Source organism: Proteus mirabilis ATCC 29906 (genome assembly GCF_000160755.1).
GTDB lineage: Bacteria > Pseudomonadota > Gammaproteobacteria > Enterobacterales > Enterobacteriaceae > Proteus > Proteus mirabilis.
Map to the genome: position 1 here is coordinate 792,271 of NZ_GG668576.1, position 18,705 is coordinate 810,975.

The 18,705-nt window shown below is 38.4% G+C and carries 17 protein-coding genes; 3 read left to right on the forward strand and 14 right to left on the reverse strand.

The features are described 5' to 3' along the window. The first annotated feature begins 126 nt into the window (after positions 1-126). Together flgM and HMPREF0693_RS03685 are read left to right on the forward strand one after the other, a co-directional pair. Positions 127-426 carry a flagellar biosynthesis anti-sigma factor FlgM gene (flgM, locus tag HMPREF0693_RS03680; protein ID WP_004243540.1) on the forward strand — a complete coding sequence of 100 codons (300 nt, stop codon included), beginning with the start codon at positions 127-129 and terminating at the stop codon, positions 424-426. A 14-nt stretch (positions 427-440) separates the two neighbouring features. Then, positions 441-878 carry a flagella synthesis protein FlgN gene (locus HMPREF0693_RS03685; protein WP_223842416.1) on the forward strand — a complete coding sequence of 146 codons (438 nt, stop codon included), beginning with the start codon at positions 441-443 and terminating at the stop codon, positions 876-878. 168 nt (positions 879-1,046) lie between these two features. Here HMPREF0693_RS03685 and HMPREF0693_RS19685 read toward each other — a convergent pair whose 3' ends face one another. The 4 genes from HMPREF0693_RS19685 to flhB all read right to left on the reverse strand — a co-directional run bounded on the left by HMPREF0693_RS19685 (position 1,047) and on the right by flhB (position 6,633). After that, positions 1,047-2,303, reverse strand: coding sequence for a two-partner secretion domain-containing protein (locus HMPREF0693_RS19685; protein ID WP_004243543.1), 1,257 nt, complete (start codon positions 2,301-2,303; stop codon positions 1,047-1,049). 170 nt (positions 2,304-2,473) lie between these two features. Beyond that, positions 2,474-3,211, reverse strand: coding sequence for a two-partner secretion domain-containing protein (locus HMPREF0693_RS03695; RefSeq protein WP_004243544.1), 738 nt, complete (start codon positions 3,209-3,211; stop codon positions 2,474-2,476). Between the two features lie 190 nt (positions 3,212-3,401). Further along, positions 3,402-5,492 (reverse strand): flagellar biosynthesis protein FlhA, encoded by a 2,091-nt coding sequence (flhA, locus tag HMPREF0693_RS03700; RefSeq protein WP_004243546.1) that lies wholly within the window; start codon positions 5,490-5,492, stop codon positions 3,402-3,404. Beyond that, entirely contained in the window at positions 5,485-6,633 is a 1,149-nt protein-coding gene (gene flhB / locus HMPREF0693_RS03705) for a flagellar biosynthesis protein FlhB (protein ID WP_004243547.1), read from the reverse strand. Before flhB ends, flhA begins: the two co-directional genes overlap by 8 nt. Before the next feature lie 239 nt (positions 6,634-6,872). Between flhB and HMPREF0693_RS03710 the strand changes: the two genes are divergently transcribed. Then, on the forward strand, positions 6,873-7,073 hold the full coding sequence (locus HMPREF0693_RS03710) for a hypothetical protein (protein WP_004243548.1): 201 nt from the start codon (positions 6,873-6,875) through the stop codon (positions 7,071-7,073). Here the strand turns inward: HMPREF0693_RS03710 and cheZ are convergent. The 10 genes from cheZ to motA form a co-directional block, all read right to left on the reverse strand. Beyond that, complete coding sequence (gene cheZ, locus HMPREF0693_RS03715) at positions 7,062-7,718, reverse strand: protein phosphatase CheZ (RefSeq protein WP_004243549.1); 657 nt, start codon at positions 7,716-7,718, stop codon at positions 7,062-7,064. The genes HMPREF0693_RS03710 and cheZ overlap by 12 nt on opposite strands. Before the next feature lie 9 nt (positions 7,719-7,727). Continuing rightward, positions 7,728-8,117 carry a chemotaxis response regulator CheY gene (cheY, locus tag HMPREF0693_RS03720; RefSeq protein ID WP_004243551.1) on the reverse strand — a complete coding sequence of 130 codons (390 nt, stop codon included), beginning with the start codon at positions 8,115-8,117 and terminating at the stop codon, positions 7,728-7,730. A gap of 59 nt (positions 8,118-8,176) precedes the next feature. Beyond that, a complete protein-coding gene (locus HMPREF0693_RS03725) occupies positions 8,177-9,229 on the reverse strand; it encodes a protein-glutamate methylesterase/protein-glutamine glutaminase (protein WP_004243552.1) in 1,053 nt (350 codons plus the stop codon). Further along, positions 9,222-10,112 carry a protein-glutamate O-methyltransferase CheR gene (cheR, locus tag HMPREF0693_RS03730; protein WP_004243555.1) on the reverse strand — a complete coding sequence of 297 codons (891 nt, stop codon included), beginning with the start codon at positions 10,110-10,112 and terminating at the stop codon, positions 9,222-9,224. The genes HMPREF0693_RS03725 and cheR overlap by 8 nt, the downstream gene beginning before the upstream one ends. Before the next feature lie 6 nt (positions 10,113-10,118). Then, entirely contained in the window at positions 10,119-11,765 is a 1,647-nt protein-coding gene (locus tag HMPREF0693_RS03735) for a methyl-accepting chemotaxis protein (RefSeq protein ID WP_004243556.1), read from the reverse strand. A 59-nt stretch (positions 11,766-11,824) separates the two neighbouring features. Further along, positions 11,825-13,531: a methyl-accepting chemotaxis protein gene (locus HMPREF0693_RS03740; RefSeq protein WP_004243557.1), complete on the reverse strand. Its 1,707-nt coding sequence runs from the start codon at positions 13,529-13,531 to the stop codon at positions 11,825-11,827. Between the two features lie 347 nt (positions 13,532-13,878). Further along, a complete protein-coding gene (gene cheW / locus HMPREF0693_RS03745; RefSeq protein WP_004243558.1) occupies positions 13,879-14,379 on the reverse strand; it encodes a chemotaxis protein CheW in 501 nt (166 codons plus the stop codon). Positions 14,380-14,400: 21 nt separating this feature from the next. Beyond that, positions 14,401-16,620, reverse strand: a complete 2,220-nt coding sequence (gene cheA / locus HMPREF0693_RS03750) for a chemotaxis protein CheA (RefSeq protein WP_004243564.1) — start codon at positions 16,618-16,620, stop codon at positions 14,401-14,403. Between the two features lie 35 nt (positions 16,621-16,655). Next, complete coding sequence (gene motB / locus HMPREF0693_RS03755; RefSeq protein WP_004243565.1) at positions 16,656-17,705, reverse strand: flagellar motor protein MotB; 1,050 nt, start codon at positions 17,703-17,705, stop codon at positions 16,656-16,658. A 2-nt stretch (positions 17,706-17,707) separates the two neighbouring features. Then, positions 17,708-18,601, reverse strand: a complete 894-nt coding sequence (gene motA, locus HMPREF0693_RS03760) for a flagellar motor stator protein MotA (protein WP_004243566.1) — start codon at positions 18,599-18,601, stop codon at positions 17,708-17,710. Positions 18,602-18,705: the final 104 nt, after the last annotated feature.

Here is an 18,705-nt window from a genome sequence, read left to right on the forward strand (position 1 = left end):
TAAGATAACATTAAAGTTTATATCTACACTGCCGATATAAAGCTACAAGATGATAGGCGAAAACACATAGGTTGTTTACAATGGCTTCATCTGACGATTAATTGATGCCTAACAAAGGATTTTCCTATGAGTATTGAACGCACAAATCCACTTATCCCAATCACGGCCATTTCTCAGCGTAACCTTAATGAAGGTGCCCAAGAAGCACGAAAAACCGGTAATGCGCAAACAAAAGCAATGGCGGGTGATACTTCTGTGAAACTAAGTGAAGCACAGAAAAAATTAGTTCAACCTAGCAATCAAGACATCAATGTCGAGAAAGTTGCCCGTTTAAAAGCAGCGATTGCCGATGGAACATTAACAATGGACAGTAGCAAAATTGCGGAAGCACTTTTCCGAGAAGCTGCTGAAAGCATAACTAAATAATATTAAAGATTATGATGGAAGAACTCCGCCAGACCTTAGATCTTCAGTTATCACAGCTCAATACCATTGCGGGTATTTTACGTGCTGAGCAACAGTTATTATGTGCAGGAAGTATTGATATCAATAAGCTGCATGAAATAACTGAACAGAAAAATTTTGTATTAACAGCTCTGGGTCATACCGATCAAAAACGTCAAATACTCAGTAAACAAGTTGGTATTGATAGACCCTATCAAGGACAGCCTTTTTTAGCTGATTTATGGGGACAACTGGTTGATCTAACGGAAGAGTTAAAACATCTTAATCAACACAATGGCTTATTGTTAGAGCAACATATTACTCGCAATAGTGAAACGCTACATTTTCTACAGAAAAATCATAGCCCAACACTTTATGGTGCAGATGGACAAGCACAGCGTTCAATATTAGCTGGGCGAAAAATACAAATATAATTTTCTTTTATAATTAAAGAATAGTCCCTGTATTATCTCAATATAATACAGGGAGTGTTTTATTTAATATATTGATTTATATGTAACAACCTTCAAATAAAGATTGAATTAGCGTTAGGATTTAAATCGATAGTAACAATTAAAATTACATTTTTAATTAAAATAGCCTTATTTGTATTCAGTATAATCTATAATAGTTGATCTACCTAATTTATATTTTGTTCCCCCCTCTAATCTTAATCCCTCTGTTCCTATTAACAAGTTTTTACCTTCAATATCAACTTTATCATCATTTAATTGTAATATAACATGACCATCCCCCTGGATTTTACCACCAAGAAATATACTATCCTCAGCGACAATATGAAAAACACTATTATACGACAATGATATATTACCTATTCCTATGGTTCCTACTCTTCCATATAAATAACTATCATCAATATTAAATGTTCTATCTAAAAGCAACGTATCCGCTTTCATAAATAGAATACTATCTTTAACATTAAATGATGAATTATTAAGAACAGAAGAATATTTATAAACCATTACTTTTGATTGTTTCGTCCCATCATAAGCTGTTCTATATAAATTATCATCTTGATTTATATCTATGTTTCCTGCATTAATTAAGCTATAAGACTCATGATTTAGTGACAAAGTATTTATATTACCATCATTATAAACGTTACCCTGTTTTGCTTTTATTATTAAATATCGACTATTTATTCCTGCCTCTGTCCTTAACAAAAAATGGCTGTATTTATTATAATCATTTTTAGCTCCAAGATTAAACTCACTTAACCCTATATCAAAACGAATATATTCAGCATTTAAATCACCGTCAATCAAGTCTACATTATTAGAGATAATATTTATCATTCCAGATGAAATATCTTTATAATTGCGATGAATATGACTATATTCATTTTTATCTAATTTATTTCTCATATCAAAAACAACACTAGAACCTATATCTGCTATAGTGAATGTCTTAGAAAATTTCCCTGTACTGCTACCTGCAATTAGTTTAATATCATTAATTCCAGAGAAAGAACAATCACGACAAGAAATTCCATTAGGATTAGCTATAACCACTGTCGCCTTTTTTCCTTGTAACTCAAGCTCACCTCTTAGAATTGAAACATCTTTAGAAACAACCTCATTAATAATTAATTCTGCTTCAGCATTATTTTTTAATGATAAACCAAAATTACCAACATCAAGACGATTATAATAGATATGGGCGGTACCATCTTGATTAGTATTTATCACTTCAATTTGTGTTTTCCCTGTGTCATCATTAATAGATACTTTTGCATCTGATAATGAATCAGAATGTAAAATAACATCTTGATGAGCATAGCAAGATAATGAAATAAATACAGATAACAGTGAGACAGTAAATAGAGCGTTTTTTTTCATGGACATTTCCTTTGGTTTTAAAACTGATTATCATAATTAGCACAAGGAACAATTAATTTAAAAAAAAATCCATATAAAAAACATATAGACAAAGCATTTAAAAAAATATATAAATAATATATTAATGATTAAGCATTCATATTAAAAAATACAAATAATACTTTTATATATTAATAATAAGATATATAAACAGCCCTATTACCAAACAAGCTATTAATATTTAATTTTCTTTCTATTATTCTATAAGCTTCTTTATCAAAATAAATCTCACCATATCCATGCTTAATATTAATTTTATTTAAATAAGCGTCAAAACCATCAAAAAAAGAAATCCGCCCATATGAATTTACTTTATTCTCTAACTGCGGATTATAAGTTACTAATCCACTTGTTATATTTAAATCATTAACATTCCCATATATCCCACCCTCTAAATAGACTTCGTTAGAAATGATATTTATATTTTTTGCTACTCTAGAGAAAATTCTTACGTCATTAATATAAACATAATTTCTATTAGATAAAAAAAAGTCGCTACCCTGATTTTTGGTATATCCACTGATTAATGTAAAACCAGTGACATCAGATGCAGAGCATTGATAACATTCAATACCATTTGGATTAGCTATAATAACATGTGCCATTTTCCCGATAACATGTATATTGCCATTGAGAAAACTAATTTGATCTCCTGTGATTTCATTAATAATAGTGTCAGCCTGTGCTTCTTTATTATTCAATATCACGCCTTCTGGTGGCACATTAAAATATTCAAAATAGTTATGAGAAATTCCTTTTACAATAGGACGATCAATATCAATTATTGCAGTTTTCTTAATTTTTTCTTCGCTACAAAATACCTGTGTAGAATGTAAAAATAATAAAAATAATAATAGATTTTCTTTCATTAATAGCTCTCCTATAAAAAATTTATATTAATGAAATTATTTTTTTTAGATTTTATAAATAAAACATTCCATATGCATAAGAATTATTGCAAGAATAATTATTTATATTTCCTTTTTATGTATAAACTGCAAAAAAAACCACTAAATGATGATTTAGTGGTTTTAGTAGATTTTTATCAATGATTAATAATTAATGATTTTGTCCACCAATCATTGATGTCATACGAATATGACGACCTTCGCTAATTTCCATATTTGATAATACCGCTAACTGTGGCAAGCTACGGCGTAAAAAGCGCGATAACAGCGAACGTAGTGCATGGTTAACCAAGAGTACTGGCACGCCCCCTGACATCTCTTGACGGCGTACCGCATCTAAGGCTTGTTGTTCAATGTTTTCAGCAAGGCCAGGCTCTAATCCCCCCCCACTTTGCATCGCTTGTAATAATAGACGCTCTAGTCCCGCATCTAATCCGATAACTTGTATCTCTTCTTTATCACCAAACCAGTGTTGTGTTATCGCCCTGCGTAATGCCACACGAACTACCGCCGTTAATTCTGCCGGATCTTTTTGCTCAGGTGCATGCTCTGCTAGTGCTTCTAATATGGTTCTCATATCGCGAATAGGCACTTGCTCTGCCAACAGGTTTTGCAATACTTTATGTAACACCGTTAATGACAGCATATCGGGGATCATATTTTCCGTCATTTTCGGTAGTTCTTTGCTTACCCTATCAAATAGCATTTGCGCTTCTTGGCGACCAAATAACTCTGATGCGTATTGGTTAAGTACATGATTAAAATGTGTTGCAATCACTGTACTTGCCGCCACAACCGTATAGCCTTGTACTTGTGCTTGCTCTCTTAAACTGTCATCAATCCATACTGCAGGTAAACCAAATGCCGGCTCTTGAGTGTTATCACCTTCTAGCGTTCCGACTGCATTACCAGGGTTTATGGCCAACCAACGCCCAGGATGAGCTTCGCCATGACCGATTTCTACCCCTTTCATTAAAATGCGGTAGGAGGAAGGTTTTACTTCCATATTATCGCGAATATGTACAACAGGAGGTAAATACCCCATTTCTTGTGCAAACTTTTTGCGAATACCACTAATTCGACCTAACAATTCACCATTTTGGCGATTGTCGACCATGGGAATAAGACGATAACCTACTTCCATTGACAGCGGATCTTCTAATTGCACATCTTCCCAAGAGGCTTCAACAACCCGGTTTTGTTTTTCAACTTGTTCCAACTCTTTTTGTTGTTGCACTTGAGGACTGCTATGGCGTTTTAAGATATACCATCCTAATCCTGCTAATGCAGCCGTAAAGAAGAGAAAAACAAAGTTTGGCATACCTGGTACTAACCCCAGCAATCCTAAAACGCCCGCAGTTAGCATTAGTACACGAGGGTTATCAAAGAGTTGCGTCACCATTTGTTGACCGACATCTTCATCGGTTGCAACGCGAGTAACAATAACACCCGCCGCTGTTGATATAATCAGTGCTGGTATTTGTGCCACCAGCCCATCACCGATGGTTAATAAGGTATAAGTGCTTGCCGCATCGTTAAGTGCCATATTATGTTGTGCAACACCGACCACTAAACCACCAACGACGTTTATTACCAAGATCATTAAGCCGGCAATCGCATCCCCTCGGACGAATTTACTTGCACCATCCATAGATCCATAAAAGTCAGACTCAAGCGAGACTTCTTTACGACGTTTTTTAGCTTCTTCTTCGTTTATGATCCCAGCATTTAAATCAGCATCGATAGCCATCTGCTTACCCGGCATCCCATCTAATACAAAGCGTGCGCCTACTTCAGCAATACGCCCTGCACCTTTGGTGATAACCATAAAGTTAATCAGAATAAGAATGATAAAAACAACGATACCGATAGCAAAATTGCCACCTACGAGGAAATGACCAAAAGCTTCAACAACACGCCCTGCAGCTGCTGAACCTGTATGTCCTTCCATCAAGATAATACGTGTTGATGCAACGTTAAGCGATAAGCGTAACAATGTAGTGAACAGGAGTATTGTAGGAAAGGCAGCAAAGTCCAATGTGCGCCTAGTAAACATGGCCACTAATAGCACCATGATAGAAAGGGCAATGTTAAAGGTAAACAATAAGTCCAATAGAAAAGGTGGCAATGGCAGTACCATCATTGACAGTATAAGCAAAATAAGTACTGGCCCTGCCAGTATCTGCCACTGAGAACTTTTCCAATTTCCCGGCAAGCGGAGTAATGAGGCCAAATTAGCCATGACGATTATCTTCTCCAGCAAAGTCCAGTGCGGGAGGCACTGGCAAGTTCATAGGTTGTTTAGGTTTTAAACCACCTTCGGTTTTCCATCGTCTCAGTTGATAGACCCAAGCTAAAACTTCTGCAACAGCGGCATAGAGTGTTGCAGGAATAGCCTGTCCTATCTCACTGTGACGATATAACGCCCTAGCAAGCGGTGGCGCTTCTAGAAGCGGAATTCGATGTTCAGCACCAATTTCTTTAATTTTTAAGGCAATGGCACCCGCCCCTTTAGCAAGTACTTTTGGGGCAACCATTTTGTCGTTATATTGCAAAGCAACCGCGTAATGCGTTGGGTTAGTGACAATGACATCTGCTTTTGGCACATCTGCCATCATTCGTCGACGCGACATCTCGTGTTGTTGTTGGCGAATACGCGCCTTTAATTGCGGATCACCTTCTTGTTGTTTAAATTCGTCTTTGATTTCTTGGCGTGTCATGCGTAACTTTTTCAAATGGCTACGAATTTGAAAAATAATATCGAATGCCACCATCGGGATAAGCATAAAAACCGCAATATAGACCGCAAAAATAAGCAGTTGCATCGCATTAGCTAAAGCACTTAAAGGAGGAAGCGTGATCAAATGAAGAATATCGTTCCAGTTGTGCCATAAGAAAACCGTTGCGGCTAAGCCGACAAAGAGTGATTTTAAAATCGCTTTAAATAATTCAGCTAACGCATTCATTGAAAAAATACGTTTTAAGCCAGAAATAGGGTTCCATTTTTTCGGATCAAACTTGATAGATTTGCTACTAAAATTAATCCCCCCCAATACGGCTGAACCACCAATTGCCACTAAGACCAAGCCTAGAAACACTGGCGATAACGCAAATACAGCCTGTTTCATTAAACTGGCAAAACGGGGGATCAATAAATTCTCGTTGCCGATTATGTGATGATTAAAAGTAAAACCTTCCGTTAACATGGCATAAAGCTCACGAGTGATAAAACGCCCACTCATCCACAGTAAACTGACGCCCCCTAAAATCATTAATACGGACGAAAGCTCTTTGGAACGAACAATTTGCCCATCCTTTTTTGCTTTTTCCCGTTTATGGGGAGTGGGTTCTTCTGTCTTTTCGAGATCGCTATCTTCAGCCACAGTCTGTCCGATTTAGATAATTAGATTAAAGCCTGAATGAAATGTCTCTTAGCATGACAAATTCAGAAGAAATTGATGGGTTGAACAATCGCAAATTTACGGGGCTTTTTGGGCTATGAAGGTATAAACAGCAAAAAAGTGTGCTACTTACACATCACCTTTGAAACAACATATTTATTTGGTGCAAATATGGAGGGTTTATCGCAAGAATAATTCTGTGGTGAATATAAGGTAAAAGCGTGTATTTCTCACCATCAAACAAAAGCCGCTTAGATAAAGCGGCTTACATTTTCTTCAATAGCCTGCGCTATCAACCTGTTTTTTGGTTGTTTTTTATCCATAAAATAGAACATCCTCAAAGAGCAGAGATAGAGCGAATGCCTCCTGCAAGCCAGTTATGTCCTTATCGCCCTAAACTCACCAATAGATTAGAAACCTAAACTTTCCAGTAAATCATCAACCTGATCTTGATTCTTAATCACACCAGCATTGTTTTTATTGACTTGTGGGCCATTTAATAATGAATCAGTCTTTTTTTTCGCATTGGATTTTTCAAGTTGCTCTGGTGGCAGATTTTCCATTAATACCATAACAAGTTGTTTTTCAATTTCTTGAACCACACTCATCATACGTTTAATCACTTGGCCTGTTAAATCTTGGAAATCTTGCGCCATCATAATTTCAAGTAATTGGCTATTTGTAAAAGCCGCACTTTCAGGGATATCCCGCAAATAATTGCGGGTATCCGTTACAAGAGAGCGTACATCTTTGAGATCTTCTGGATGCTCAAACCATTGATCCCAGCGTTCAGTTAACTTAGTTGCATGACTACTTAACTCATCCTGTTTTGGTTGCGCAGCTTCCACACAATTTAATGTACGCTCAGCTGCCTGAGCGGTCATTTGAGCAACATAGTCCAATCTTTCCCTTGCATCAGGAATGGCTTCTGCTGCTTCTGCTATTGCTTTATCCAATCCTAATTCTCGCAAACTGTCGCGTAACATACGCGTCAATTGTCCGATCCGACTGATAATATCTGACGTTATTTCGACATTATCTTTCGGCATAATTGGATCCCCACTCATTGCGACTCCTTAGATGCCCAGTTTTTCAAAAATTTTATTGAGTTTTTCTTCAAGAATGGCTGCAGTAAAAGGTTTAACAACATATCCACTTGCTCCTGATTGCGCAGCAGCAATAATATTTTCTTTTTTCGCTTCGGCGGTCACCATCAGAACGGGAAGCGTTGCAAGCCCTGCGTCACTACGAATATTCTTCAGCAACTCTAACCCATCCATATTGGGCATATTCCAATCGGTGATAACAAAATCATATGCCGAACTCTGTAACTTGGCTAACGCGTCAGCACCATCTTCTGCTTCTTCTACGTTCATAAATCCTAACTCCTTTAGTAAATTACGAACGATGCGGCGCATTGTTGAAAAATCATCAACCACTAAAAATCTCAGATCCTTACTTGCCATTGAAAACTCCTTCAAAATATATTGGCAAATTACTGTGTTGCTGTTTAAACTGAACTTAATCAGATACGCAATGATTGTGTTGTGCTGATTTTCATCAGCACGGCTTTACTCATTGAGCTTATACTTTTTACCTCATCTACGGCTCCCAATTCGACCGCGGAACGAGGCATCCCAAAGACGACGCAACTTGCTTCATCTTGTGCAAATGTGTAGCTACCTGCACGACGCATTGCTAATAAACCTGTAGCACCATCACTGCCCATCCCTGTTAAAATGACACCAATAGCATTACGTCCCGCATATTTAGCAACCGAATTAAATAGCACATCAACAGAAGGTCGATGCCGATTTACCGCAGGATCTTTATTTATATGGATCTGGTAATTAGCACCATTACGACGAAGCTCCATATGATAATCACCCGGTGCGATGTAGGCGTGTCCAGGTAAAACCCGTTCTCCATCTTCAGCTTCTTTCACACTGATTTGGCATAAACGGTTTAACCGCTCTGCAAATGAGTGGGTAAAACCCGCCGGCATATGTTGGGTTATTAATACTGCAGGGCTGGTAATAGGTAATGGCTCTAAAAAATGACGAATGGCCTCCGTGCCCCCTGTTGAAGCACCAACAGCGATTAACTTTTCACTCGAAATCATGGGAGTAAATGATAACGACTTAGACGGTAATGTTTTCGTTTCATGACGACTAATTCTTGCCTGAGCCGCTGCTCGGATTTTTTCTGCAATAAGTTCACTGTAGGCCAACATTCCTTCACGTAGACCTAACTGAGGTTTAGTGACAAAATCAACTGCCCCCAGTTCTAATGCTTTTAATGTCACTTCTGAACCTTTGGCTGTGAGTGATGAAACCATCACCACTGGCATAGGGCGTAAGCGCATTAATTTTTCCAAAAAATCAATACCATCCATGCGTGGCATTTCAACATCTAACGTCAATACCTGTGGATTAAACTTTTTTATTAAGTCACGAGCGACTATCGGATCTGGCGCACAATCAACGACCTCCATATCATGGTGACTATTAATTATTTCTCGCATGATCTGGCGCATTAACGCCGAATCATCAACACAGAGTACCGTTATTTTATTCATAACCTCTCCTTGCTGGTGTCAGCCCGTAAACCGTATGCCCCTGCAAGTAAAAATCCTTGCTTAGTTGGCTCACATTTTCAGAATGCCCTACAAACAACATTCCATCGGGTTTAAGCAATGGTATAAATCGATGAAGTAAGCTTTGCTGTGTCGTTTTATCAAAATAAATCATGACATTACGACAAAAAATCGCATCAAATGGCCCTTCTAATTTCCACTGCTTGTCGAGTAAATTCAAATACTGAAAAGTGACCATTTCACTTACTTGTGGTCTAATTTTCACGTATCCGGCAAAATCACCAACACCTTTGAGAAAATATTTTTTCAAATATTCTTCGTTTAACGTTTTTAACTCTTCCAGTCGATAAACACCTTTACGGGCTTTTTCCAACACATTAGTGTCGATATCGCTGGCAATAATTTTTGTTTTATAGGGGTTATCCCCAAAAACATCGCGCAAAGTCATCGCTATTGAATAAGGCTCTTCTCCAGTAGATGCGGCAGCACACCATACTCGGTAAACTCCTCCTGCCCTGTTTTTGGCGTGTTTAGCCAAAATAGGAAAGTGATGTGCTTCCCTAAAAAATGCAGTTAAGTTTGTGGTTAACGCATTAATAAACTCTTGCCATTCAGGGTTGCATACATCACTTTTTAGAAACGCAAGATAGTCACCAAAGTTATTCATCCGTAATTCACGTAACCTCCTCGTGAGACGGTTATAAACCATTTCCCGTTTGTTGTTAGTCAGCACAATACCTGCTTTTTGATAAATCAATTGGCAGATTGATTGAAACTGATCATCGGACAACATAAACCGTTCAGAAAAAAAATCTAACGGTTGAGCAGCGATATCTGGCAATTCTTCAGTAACATTACGTTTCATTATTTTTTAATGGGTCTTTTTAAAAAATGATTTTTTATCTGCTTTCTTCAACCCATTACCTTCTAAGGAGTGAGAAGATCCGTCTTCATCCGTGTCAGGCAATTCGAATGCCGATACAGCATTAACCAGGTTGTTAGCCTGATCTTCTAATGCTGTGGCAGCAGATGCTGATTGCTCCACCAAAGCAGCGTTTTGTTGTGTCACCTGATCCATCTGACTAACAGCATCAGCAACTTGGTGAATACCTCTACTTTGTTCGTCTGAAGCCGAGGCAATTTCGGCCATTAACTCAGTGACTTTATTTACAGATGTGACAAGCTCCTCCATCGTTTGCCCCGCATCATTTACTAATCGAGATCCCTGAGAGACTCGAGACACAGACTCGTCAATAAGTGTTTTAATTTCTTTAGCCGCTTCAGCACTACGCTGAGCAAGATTACGCACCTCTCCTGCAACAACTGAGAAACCGCGTCCTTGTTCACCCGCTCGCGCCGCTTCTACCGCAGCATTAAGCGCTAAGATATTGGTTTGAAAGGCAATACCATCAATGACACTAATAATAGCGCCTATCTTTTGAGAACTTTGAGTAATAGCATCCATCATTTCGACCACACTGTGAGTAATTTCACCGCCTCGTAGTGCAGTTTCAGATGCAGATTCCGCCAACTTACTCGCTTGTAACGCGTTATCCGCATTTTGTTTAACTGTCGCCGTTAATTGCTCCATACTCGCAGCCGTCTCTTCCAAAGAAGCAGCTTGTTGTTCTGTGCGCGAGGATAAATCGGTATTACCTTTGGAAATTTCTTGAATACCCGAATACATCGCCTGACTGTTATCACGAACAATACGAATAGAGCGCGCCAACTCGCCACGCATCTCACGTAACCGTCTAAAAATGTCACCTATTTCGTCATCAGTAAAAACCAGAATTTCACGATTTAATTTGCCTGTTGCGACATCATTAAAGTAACGGCTTAAACTTGCGAAAGGTTTAATAATATTAAAACTTAACCAGCGATGAGAGGCGATTGACACCACAATTACCATGGTGATTGCGCCAATAAACATTAAAATAGCGATGGTATAAAAATGATGTCCTTGTTCAATCGAATCAGCCACTTCATATTGAACGTAATTCATATAGGTATTAAATGAATTTTCCATCGCAGTTTGATAGCGTTCCGTTGGTTGATCTAAAAACCCTTGAAAATCGCCTTTTTTTAACATGCCATGTAATTCAACTAGTGCACTATAAAGAACGTGATAATCATTTTTTACGGTATTAAAAATCTCTTTTTCTTCTTGTGGAATAACCTCTTGATTAATATCTGTAAGGAAATTTTGAAAATGAGTATTTGCTGTTTCCAAACGTGATAATGCGATTGATTCAATAGATTGGATATAATCTGTTGACTGTTCAGTTTTCATTCCTATCGCAACGCGATTTATTGCATTACGTGCTTGTACTAAAGATACCCAACTTAATCCTAATTCATCTCGCTTAGCAGTATCTAAATCAATTCTAGTGATCTGATTGTTGTTTAAATGAATAATTCCCAGTGAGATCCCACTGGAAATAACTTGCATCACACAAAACATCATCAGTAATAAATAGAGACTGGTGGATATCTTTAATTTACGAAACCTAAACATGCCTTCACCTCGTTATAAGCGGTAGCAAATCACTACCGCTTGTCAGCCACTTGTTGTTGTTAGAAAGTTTCCCAGTTAGCGGGATCTTCAACACTGCTGCTCTTTTTCTTTTCTGAGGTTCCTGGTTTTATAAGTGGAGCAGCGGCTTGTACTACAGGGAGTGCATCCAATTCCTTTTTCTCTAATGCTTTTTCTTCCTGACCCGGTAATTTGAAGATGGAAACTAAGCGGGTTAATGCAACTGCTTGATCTTCAAGACCCGCAGCAGCGGCGGCAGATTGTTCTACTAAAGAGGCGTTTTGCTGAGTAACACGATCCATTTCAGAAACCGCAAGACCCACTTGTGAAATTCCTCGACTTTGTTCATCCGATGCCGAGGCAATTTCCCCCATAATATCGGTAACACGTGTCACAGATTCGACAATACGAGTCATGGTTTCCCCTGCACTTTCAACTAATACCGATCCGGTTTCAGTGCGACTAACAGAGTCTTCAATCAACGTTTTTATTTCTTTAGCAGCTTCTGCACTTCTCTGTGCAAGATTACGGACTTCGCCGGCAACTACCGCAAATCCGCGACCATGCTCACCGGCTCTCGCAGCTTCAACAGCCGCATTCAACGCCAAAATATTGGTTTGAAATGCGATACCATCAATCACTGCTGTAATATCGGTGATTTTTTGAGAACTTCCGGCTATGTCGTGCATCGTTTGCACCACATTAGCCACAACTTTTCCACCTTGGCGGGCAATATCTGAGGCATCATTGGCAAGGTTACTTGCTTGGCGTGCGTTATCAGCATTTTGTTTTACTGTCGCGGTTAACTGCTCCATACTCGCAGCAGTCTCTTCTAATGAAGCAACTTGCTCCTCAGTACGTGAGGATAAATCATTATTACCTGCGGCAATTTCACTGGTGCTGTTATAGATATTCTCAGTACTTTGATAAACTCCACGAACAGTATGTATAAGCTCTTGTTGCATGTGCTTTAAGCCACTTGCTAATAAGCTCATTTCATTACGTCCATGCACCTCGATATCGGGACGTAGATCCCCTTCAGAAAATGCTTTAATATTTAATAACAATGAATTAAGTGGTCGAATTAATGCATTGCGTAGTGCAAACCAACAAATGATGAGTGCTGTAACAACAATAATGGCTAATATCACCATCGTGATAATAGAACGCTGATGAGAAGCTTCTAATGCACTATTTAATTGATTATTAAACTTCTCATTACGCATAACATAAGCAAGATACTCTTTATAAAAACCATCTTGATAAGAAGTCGTTGGTTGTTCGAAAAAATCTTTTAAGTTTTTATCTTGCAGTAAAATTTCTAACTGATTTAATGCAGAAAAATACTCAATAAAACGCCCTTTTAAATTGCGTATTTCTTCTTCTGAATGAATTTGATAAGCATTTATATGCTGTTCAAACTCTTTAAATTTATCATCGGCCCGAGACATATTTTTACGTGCCAGACCAGTTAAATATTCTACAGACAACGAGCTATCAACATTCAGATCTTTATCCTGTAACAGATAGCTTATAGCTGCACGATTGATATTGTTACGCGCTTGCAATAAGTTTGCCCAGCTTTCATCTAAACGTTCACGCTGTTTTTGTATTGTGAGAGTTTTATCCAGATCTTGTCTTGTTTCACTGAGATTTGAGTAAAAAACACCCCCGGAGATAAACTGCAAAACACCAAACAACAGAAGAATGGATAACAACCCAGTCACTATTTTCATTCGGCTAAACATGAGTTTCCCTTTTTATAATAGATGGTATGACCAAGTTATCGGCAGACTTAAGAGAAACTTTATAGGTTTTATCCTATATAGATACTATTTTCTATTTACAATAAATAAATTAAATATCAATAAGTTATATTTTAAATTCTCATTTTAAAAACCTGCTAGGCATAATGCACATTCATTTTTTAGTTAATACATTTAAAAAAAATAACTTAACTAAAATTAAAAGTACTCTTTCTGCTTTAATTTCACTTAATTAATATTAAAGCCCCAAGAAATAACAAATAATTGAAAAAACTATTCCGGCAAGATAGCCGGAACAGTATTAAAGAATAAGATTAATAGGCTAAACTTTATTTAGCCATAATTGTTGCGCTATCAACTAATTCCATTTCTTCGCTATTGAGTAATTTTTCAATATCAACCAGAATTAACATTCTTTCATCTAAAGTACCCAATCCTGTTAAATATTCTGTTGACATTGTTACCGCAAATTCAGGAGCAGGACAGATTTGTTCAGGTTTTAAAGTTAATACATCAGAAACACCATCAACAACAATGCCGACAATACGGTTGAGTAAATTAACCACGATCACCACTGTGTTGTCATTATAGGTAACATTTTCTTGTGAAAACTTAATTCGTAGATCAACGATAGGTACAATAACCCCTCGTAAGTTAGTAACACCTTTAATAAAACTAGGTGCATTCGCAATACGAGTGACTTGGTCATAGCCCCGAATTTCTTGTACTTTTAGAATATCAATGCCATATTCTTCGTTGCCCAACGTAAAAATTAGAAATCCTTGTCCAACAGTTTCACCGGATAATTTCTCGAAATGTTCCGCAGCCATAATCTTATTTTATCCTCACTATTAAATAACTGTATGCGCAGTTGTATTCTTTTTCTTTTCTGTCATTTGAGAATGACTTAAACGTTGTAATTCTGGAACATCAAGAATTAAAGCAACACTACCATCGCCCATGATTGTGGCAGCAGAAATACCCGGTACTTTTCGGTAATTGCTTTCTATATTTTTAACAACCACTTGATGTTGACCAACTAACTTATCGACCAATAAAGCATAACGGCGCCCTGCACTTTGTACGATAACCGCAATCGCTTGAGTAATATCTGTTTGCGCACCTTCAATATTAAAAGTACGGTGTAATTCAATAAGCGGTAAATATTCACCTCTTACTTGCAATAATTTTTCATCTCCTGCTAAAGGATAAATATCTTCCTCTTCAGGTTGTAATGAGCTAACCACTGTTCCTAATGGTAAAATAAATACTTCATCATTCACTTTTACTGACATGCCATCTAAAATGGCCAAGGTGAGTGGCAGCAAGATGCGAATACGTGTGCCTTTTCCAACTTCAAAACTAATTTGAATTTGCCCCCCCATTTCTTGGATATTTCGTTTTACAACATCCATACCCACACCACGTCCAGAAACATCGGTGACAACCTCAGCGGTAGAGAAACCTGGCGCAAATATCAACATCGCAACTTCTTCATTGCTCATATTTTCAGAAACAGCTAAGCCCGATGATATCGCCTTTTTCAAAATACGCTCACGATTTAATCCGGCACCATCATCTGTCACTTCAATACAAATATTGCCACCTTGATGCTCTGCTGAAAGCGTTAATTGACCCGCCTCTGGTTTGCCCGCGGCAATGCGATCGGCAGGCATTTCAATACCATGATCAAGACTATTACGGACTAAGTGAGTTAAAGGATCGATGATTTTCTCAATTAAACTTTTATCAAGTTCAGTTGAACTACCAATCATATTTAACTCAACTTTTTTATGCATTTTGCCAGCTAAATCACGAACGACCCGCGGAAAACGACTAAAAACATATTCCATCGGCATCATACGGATAGACATCACTGACTCTTGCAGATCACGAGAGTTACGCTGTAGCTGTGCAATACAACTGAGTAGATCACTATGAATAGATGGCTCAAGCGTGTCACTATGTTGCGCTAACATAGACTGAGTGATCACCAATTCCCCGACCAAGTTAATCAGTTGGTCCACCTTTTCAACCGCAACGCGAATACTGGTTGATTCCGTTTTGGCCTGAGCAACAACAGGTTTTCGCGCAGGGGCTGGTGTCGCAGTTGGTGGCAAGGTTGTAGCAACTTTAGTCACTTCATCTGCTTGACTATTTTTATTCAACTCAGCAACGTTTTTTTCTATCGTAGCTGGCTGCTCTGTTTGAGCAGCAGGCTGGATACTTTCTGTCACAGATGAGGGTGAGTGTTCGGCTTGCTCTTGCGTTTTATCTGTAGACGTTACCTTTTCCTCAGTAGCAGCAACGTTAGCAAAGGAAATCTGTTCTGGTTCAATCACAAAACATAATACCGCACTGATATCTTCTTGAGTTGCTGTGGTTTTTAATACCGCTTCCAACCCATGGTGCTGTTTTTCAACCTGACTGACTTCACCCAGATGCTTTAATTCATCTAGCATTAAATCAATATCGGTCTCTTTTAAATCAGATAAAATAATATGGTGCTGATAAAGACCGTCAGTATTTGGTGTATTAGCCGTTGCTAGCGGTTGATTTTCTTTACTAAGCTCATCGTCAGTATGATGCACTGCAGAAACAGGAGTGATGTTCTCCGTTGGGGCATTACTTTCAGCTAAAGATACTGAGTCACTCCCCTCACCTAATTGAGTTGATTGTTCCTCTTTGACTTCTAGAGCTAACTGACGCAACTTCTCACAAATATAGTTAAATGTTTCCTCGTCTGGCTCTTGTGAGTTTTTATGTGCATCCAATTGCTGTTGCATAATATCTTTCGCTTCCAGAAACAGGTTAATAATGTCATCGGTAAGTACCATTTCATGGCGTCTTGCACTATCGAGCAAGTTTTCCAGCACATGAGTGGTCTGCTGAAGTTTAACGAAGCCAAATGTTGCGGCTCCTCCTTTTATGGAGTGCGCACTACGAAAAATAGCATTTAACTGCTCTTGATCTGGATTTTGCGGATCAAGTAACAGTAAATGCTGTTCCATATCAGCTAACAACTCATCTGCTTCATCAAAAAATGTTTGATAAAACTCGGTAATATCCATCGTTACTCATTCACCTTTACGCGATTACATACAAACTAAGGAGTTGTTTCCTGTTTTGTCGTAATATTTGTCGATTGTGATGGCAAACTTTCCCCAGAAACTCCTGTTTCAACATTTTCCTTTTTTGATTCGGGAAGCTTAGATGTAGAAGAAGACACAGACGAATTCGTCTGTGTATTTTCTCCGTTTTCTTGTGGGGTTTCTTGCCCTGAAAGCAGAGGTTTAATTTCTGATGCCTCTTTTATTGCTGGTGCAACCCGCTCATTTTCATGTACAATTTTCTTTTCTTCCTGCTTAGTTAAAACTAATATACTGATCCTTCTATTCGCCGGAGCAAAACCATCCTCTTTTACTAAGTGAACAGTTGATGCCATACCTACAACCCGTAGTACTTTCCATTCTGCAAGCCCTGCACCAATAAGTTCTCGACGAGATGCATTGGCTCGATCCGTTGATAACTCCCAGTTACTGTATTTGAGTGCACCACTCGCATAAGGAATATCATCGGTATGACCTGATAAACTGATTTTATAAGGCGAGTCATTTAGTATTGGCGCTATCGCAGTTAAAATATCTTTCATATAAGGTTCAACAGTGGCACTACCAACTTTAAACATTGGCCGGCTTTCTTTATCTATAATTTGGATACGTAAGCCTTCGTCCATCATGTCGATTAATAAATGAGGTTTTAAATCTTTTAAGCGAGGATCTTGTAAAATAACTTGCTCTAAATTCTCTTTCAGTTTACGGAATTGCTGTTTTTCATTGAGCTGTTTATCTTCGACACCTTTTGGCAGTACATCACCTTCGTTATACACAGGATCACGTCCTCCCCCTGGTATCGGGTTTGTCACGTCTCCACTAACGCGGCCTTTTTCAATGGCAACTTTTAGAGGTGTGCGAAAATATTCAGCAACACGAGTTAACTCTTGAGGACTAGCGATAGAAAGTAACCACATCACCAGAAAGAAAGCCATCATGGCAGTCATAAAGTCAGCGTAAGCTATCTTCCACGCACCATGTTGTGCGTTGTGCTGTTTTTTCCCTCGCTTTTTAACTCTGATTATCTGTGAATTACTTTTCATAATTACTCTTCTTTCATTGCATCAGGATTTGCCTGCATCGGTGTCCGTACCTGACGTACATGTTCTTCCAATTCAATAAATGAAGGTCTGTCTGCCAGAAAGAGGGTCTTACGACCAAACTCAACCGCTATCTGTGGTGCATATCCATTCATGCTAGATAACAGGGTGGTCTTGATGCACTCCATCATTTTCATTTGTTGACTAGAGCGTTGTCTGATACGAGAGGCTAATGGTGAAACAAAGCCATAAGCTAATAAAATACCTAAGAAAGTACCTACCATTGCGTGACCAATAAGTGCCCCCATTTCCCCAGCAGGTCTATCGGCAGCACCTAGCGCATTAACCACCCCCATAACCGCGGCCACAATACCAAATGCGGGTAATGAATCGCCCATCGTAGAGAGCCCCGCCGCAGGTACTTCACTTTCTTCTTCAAAAGTGGCAATTTCTTCGTCCATTAGCGCTTCAATTTCATAAGGATTCATATTCCCCGTCACCATCAAACGCATATAATCAGTAATAAAACTGAGCATATAAACGTCTTTCATAATGCGAGGATATTGGGAAAAAATGTCACTTTGTTGTGGATTTTCAATATCTCTCTCTAATGCCAACATGCCGTTTTGGCGCGCTTTAGACAGCAAACGAAACATTAATGCCATTAGATCCATATACATCGCTTTATTGTAGTTAGTGTTACGAAGTAATTTCGGTAGGATTTTTACCGTTGATACGATCGCACGACCATTATTACCTACAACAAAAGCACCGATACCGGCACCAAAAATAATTAAAAATTCAGCGGGTTGATATAATGCGCCTAGATGTCCACCTACGAGGGTAAACCCTCCGAGGACAGCACAAATCACCACGATATATCCTAAGAGTACTAACACGCGATATCCCTTTAGCTAATTTCGTTATAGAGAGAATGGCGAACATAACCGCAAGGAGATAGGAGGGGAAGAGGAAACAACTCAGGTTATAGAGTCTTTAATCT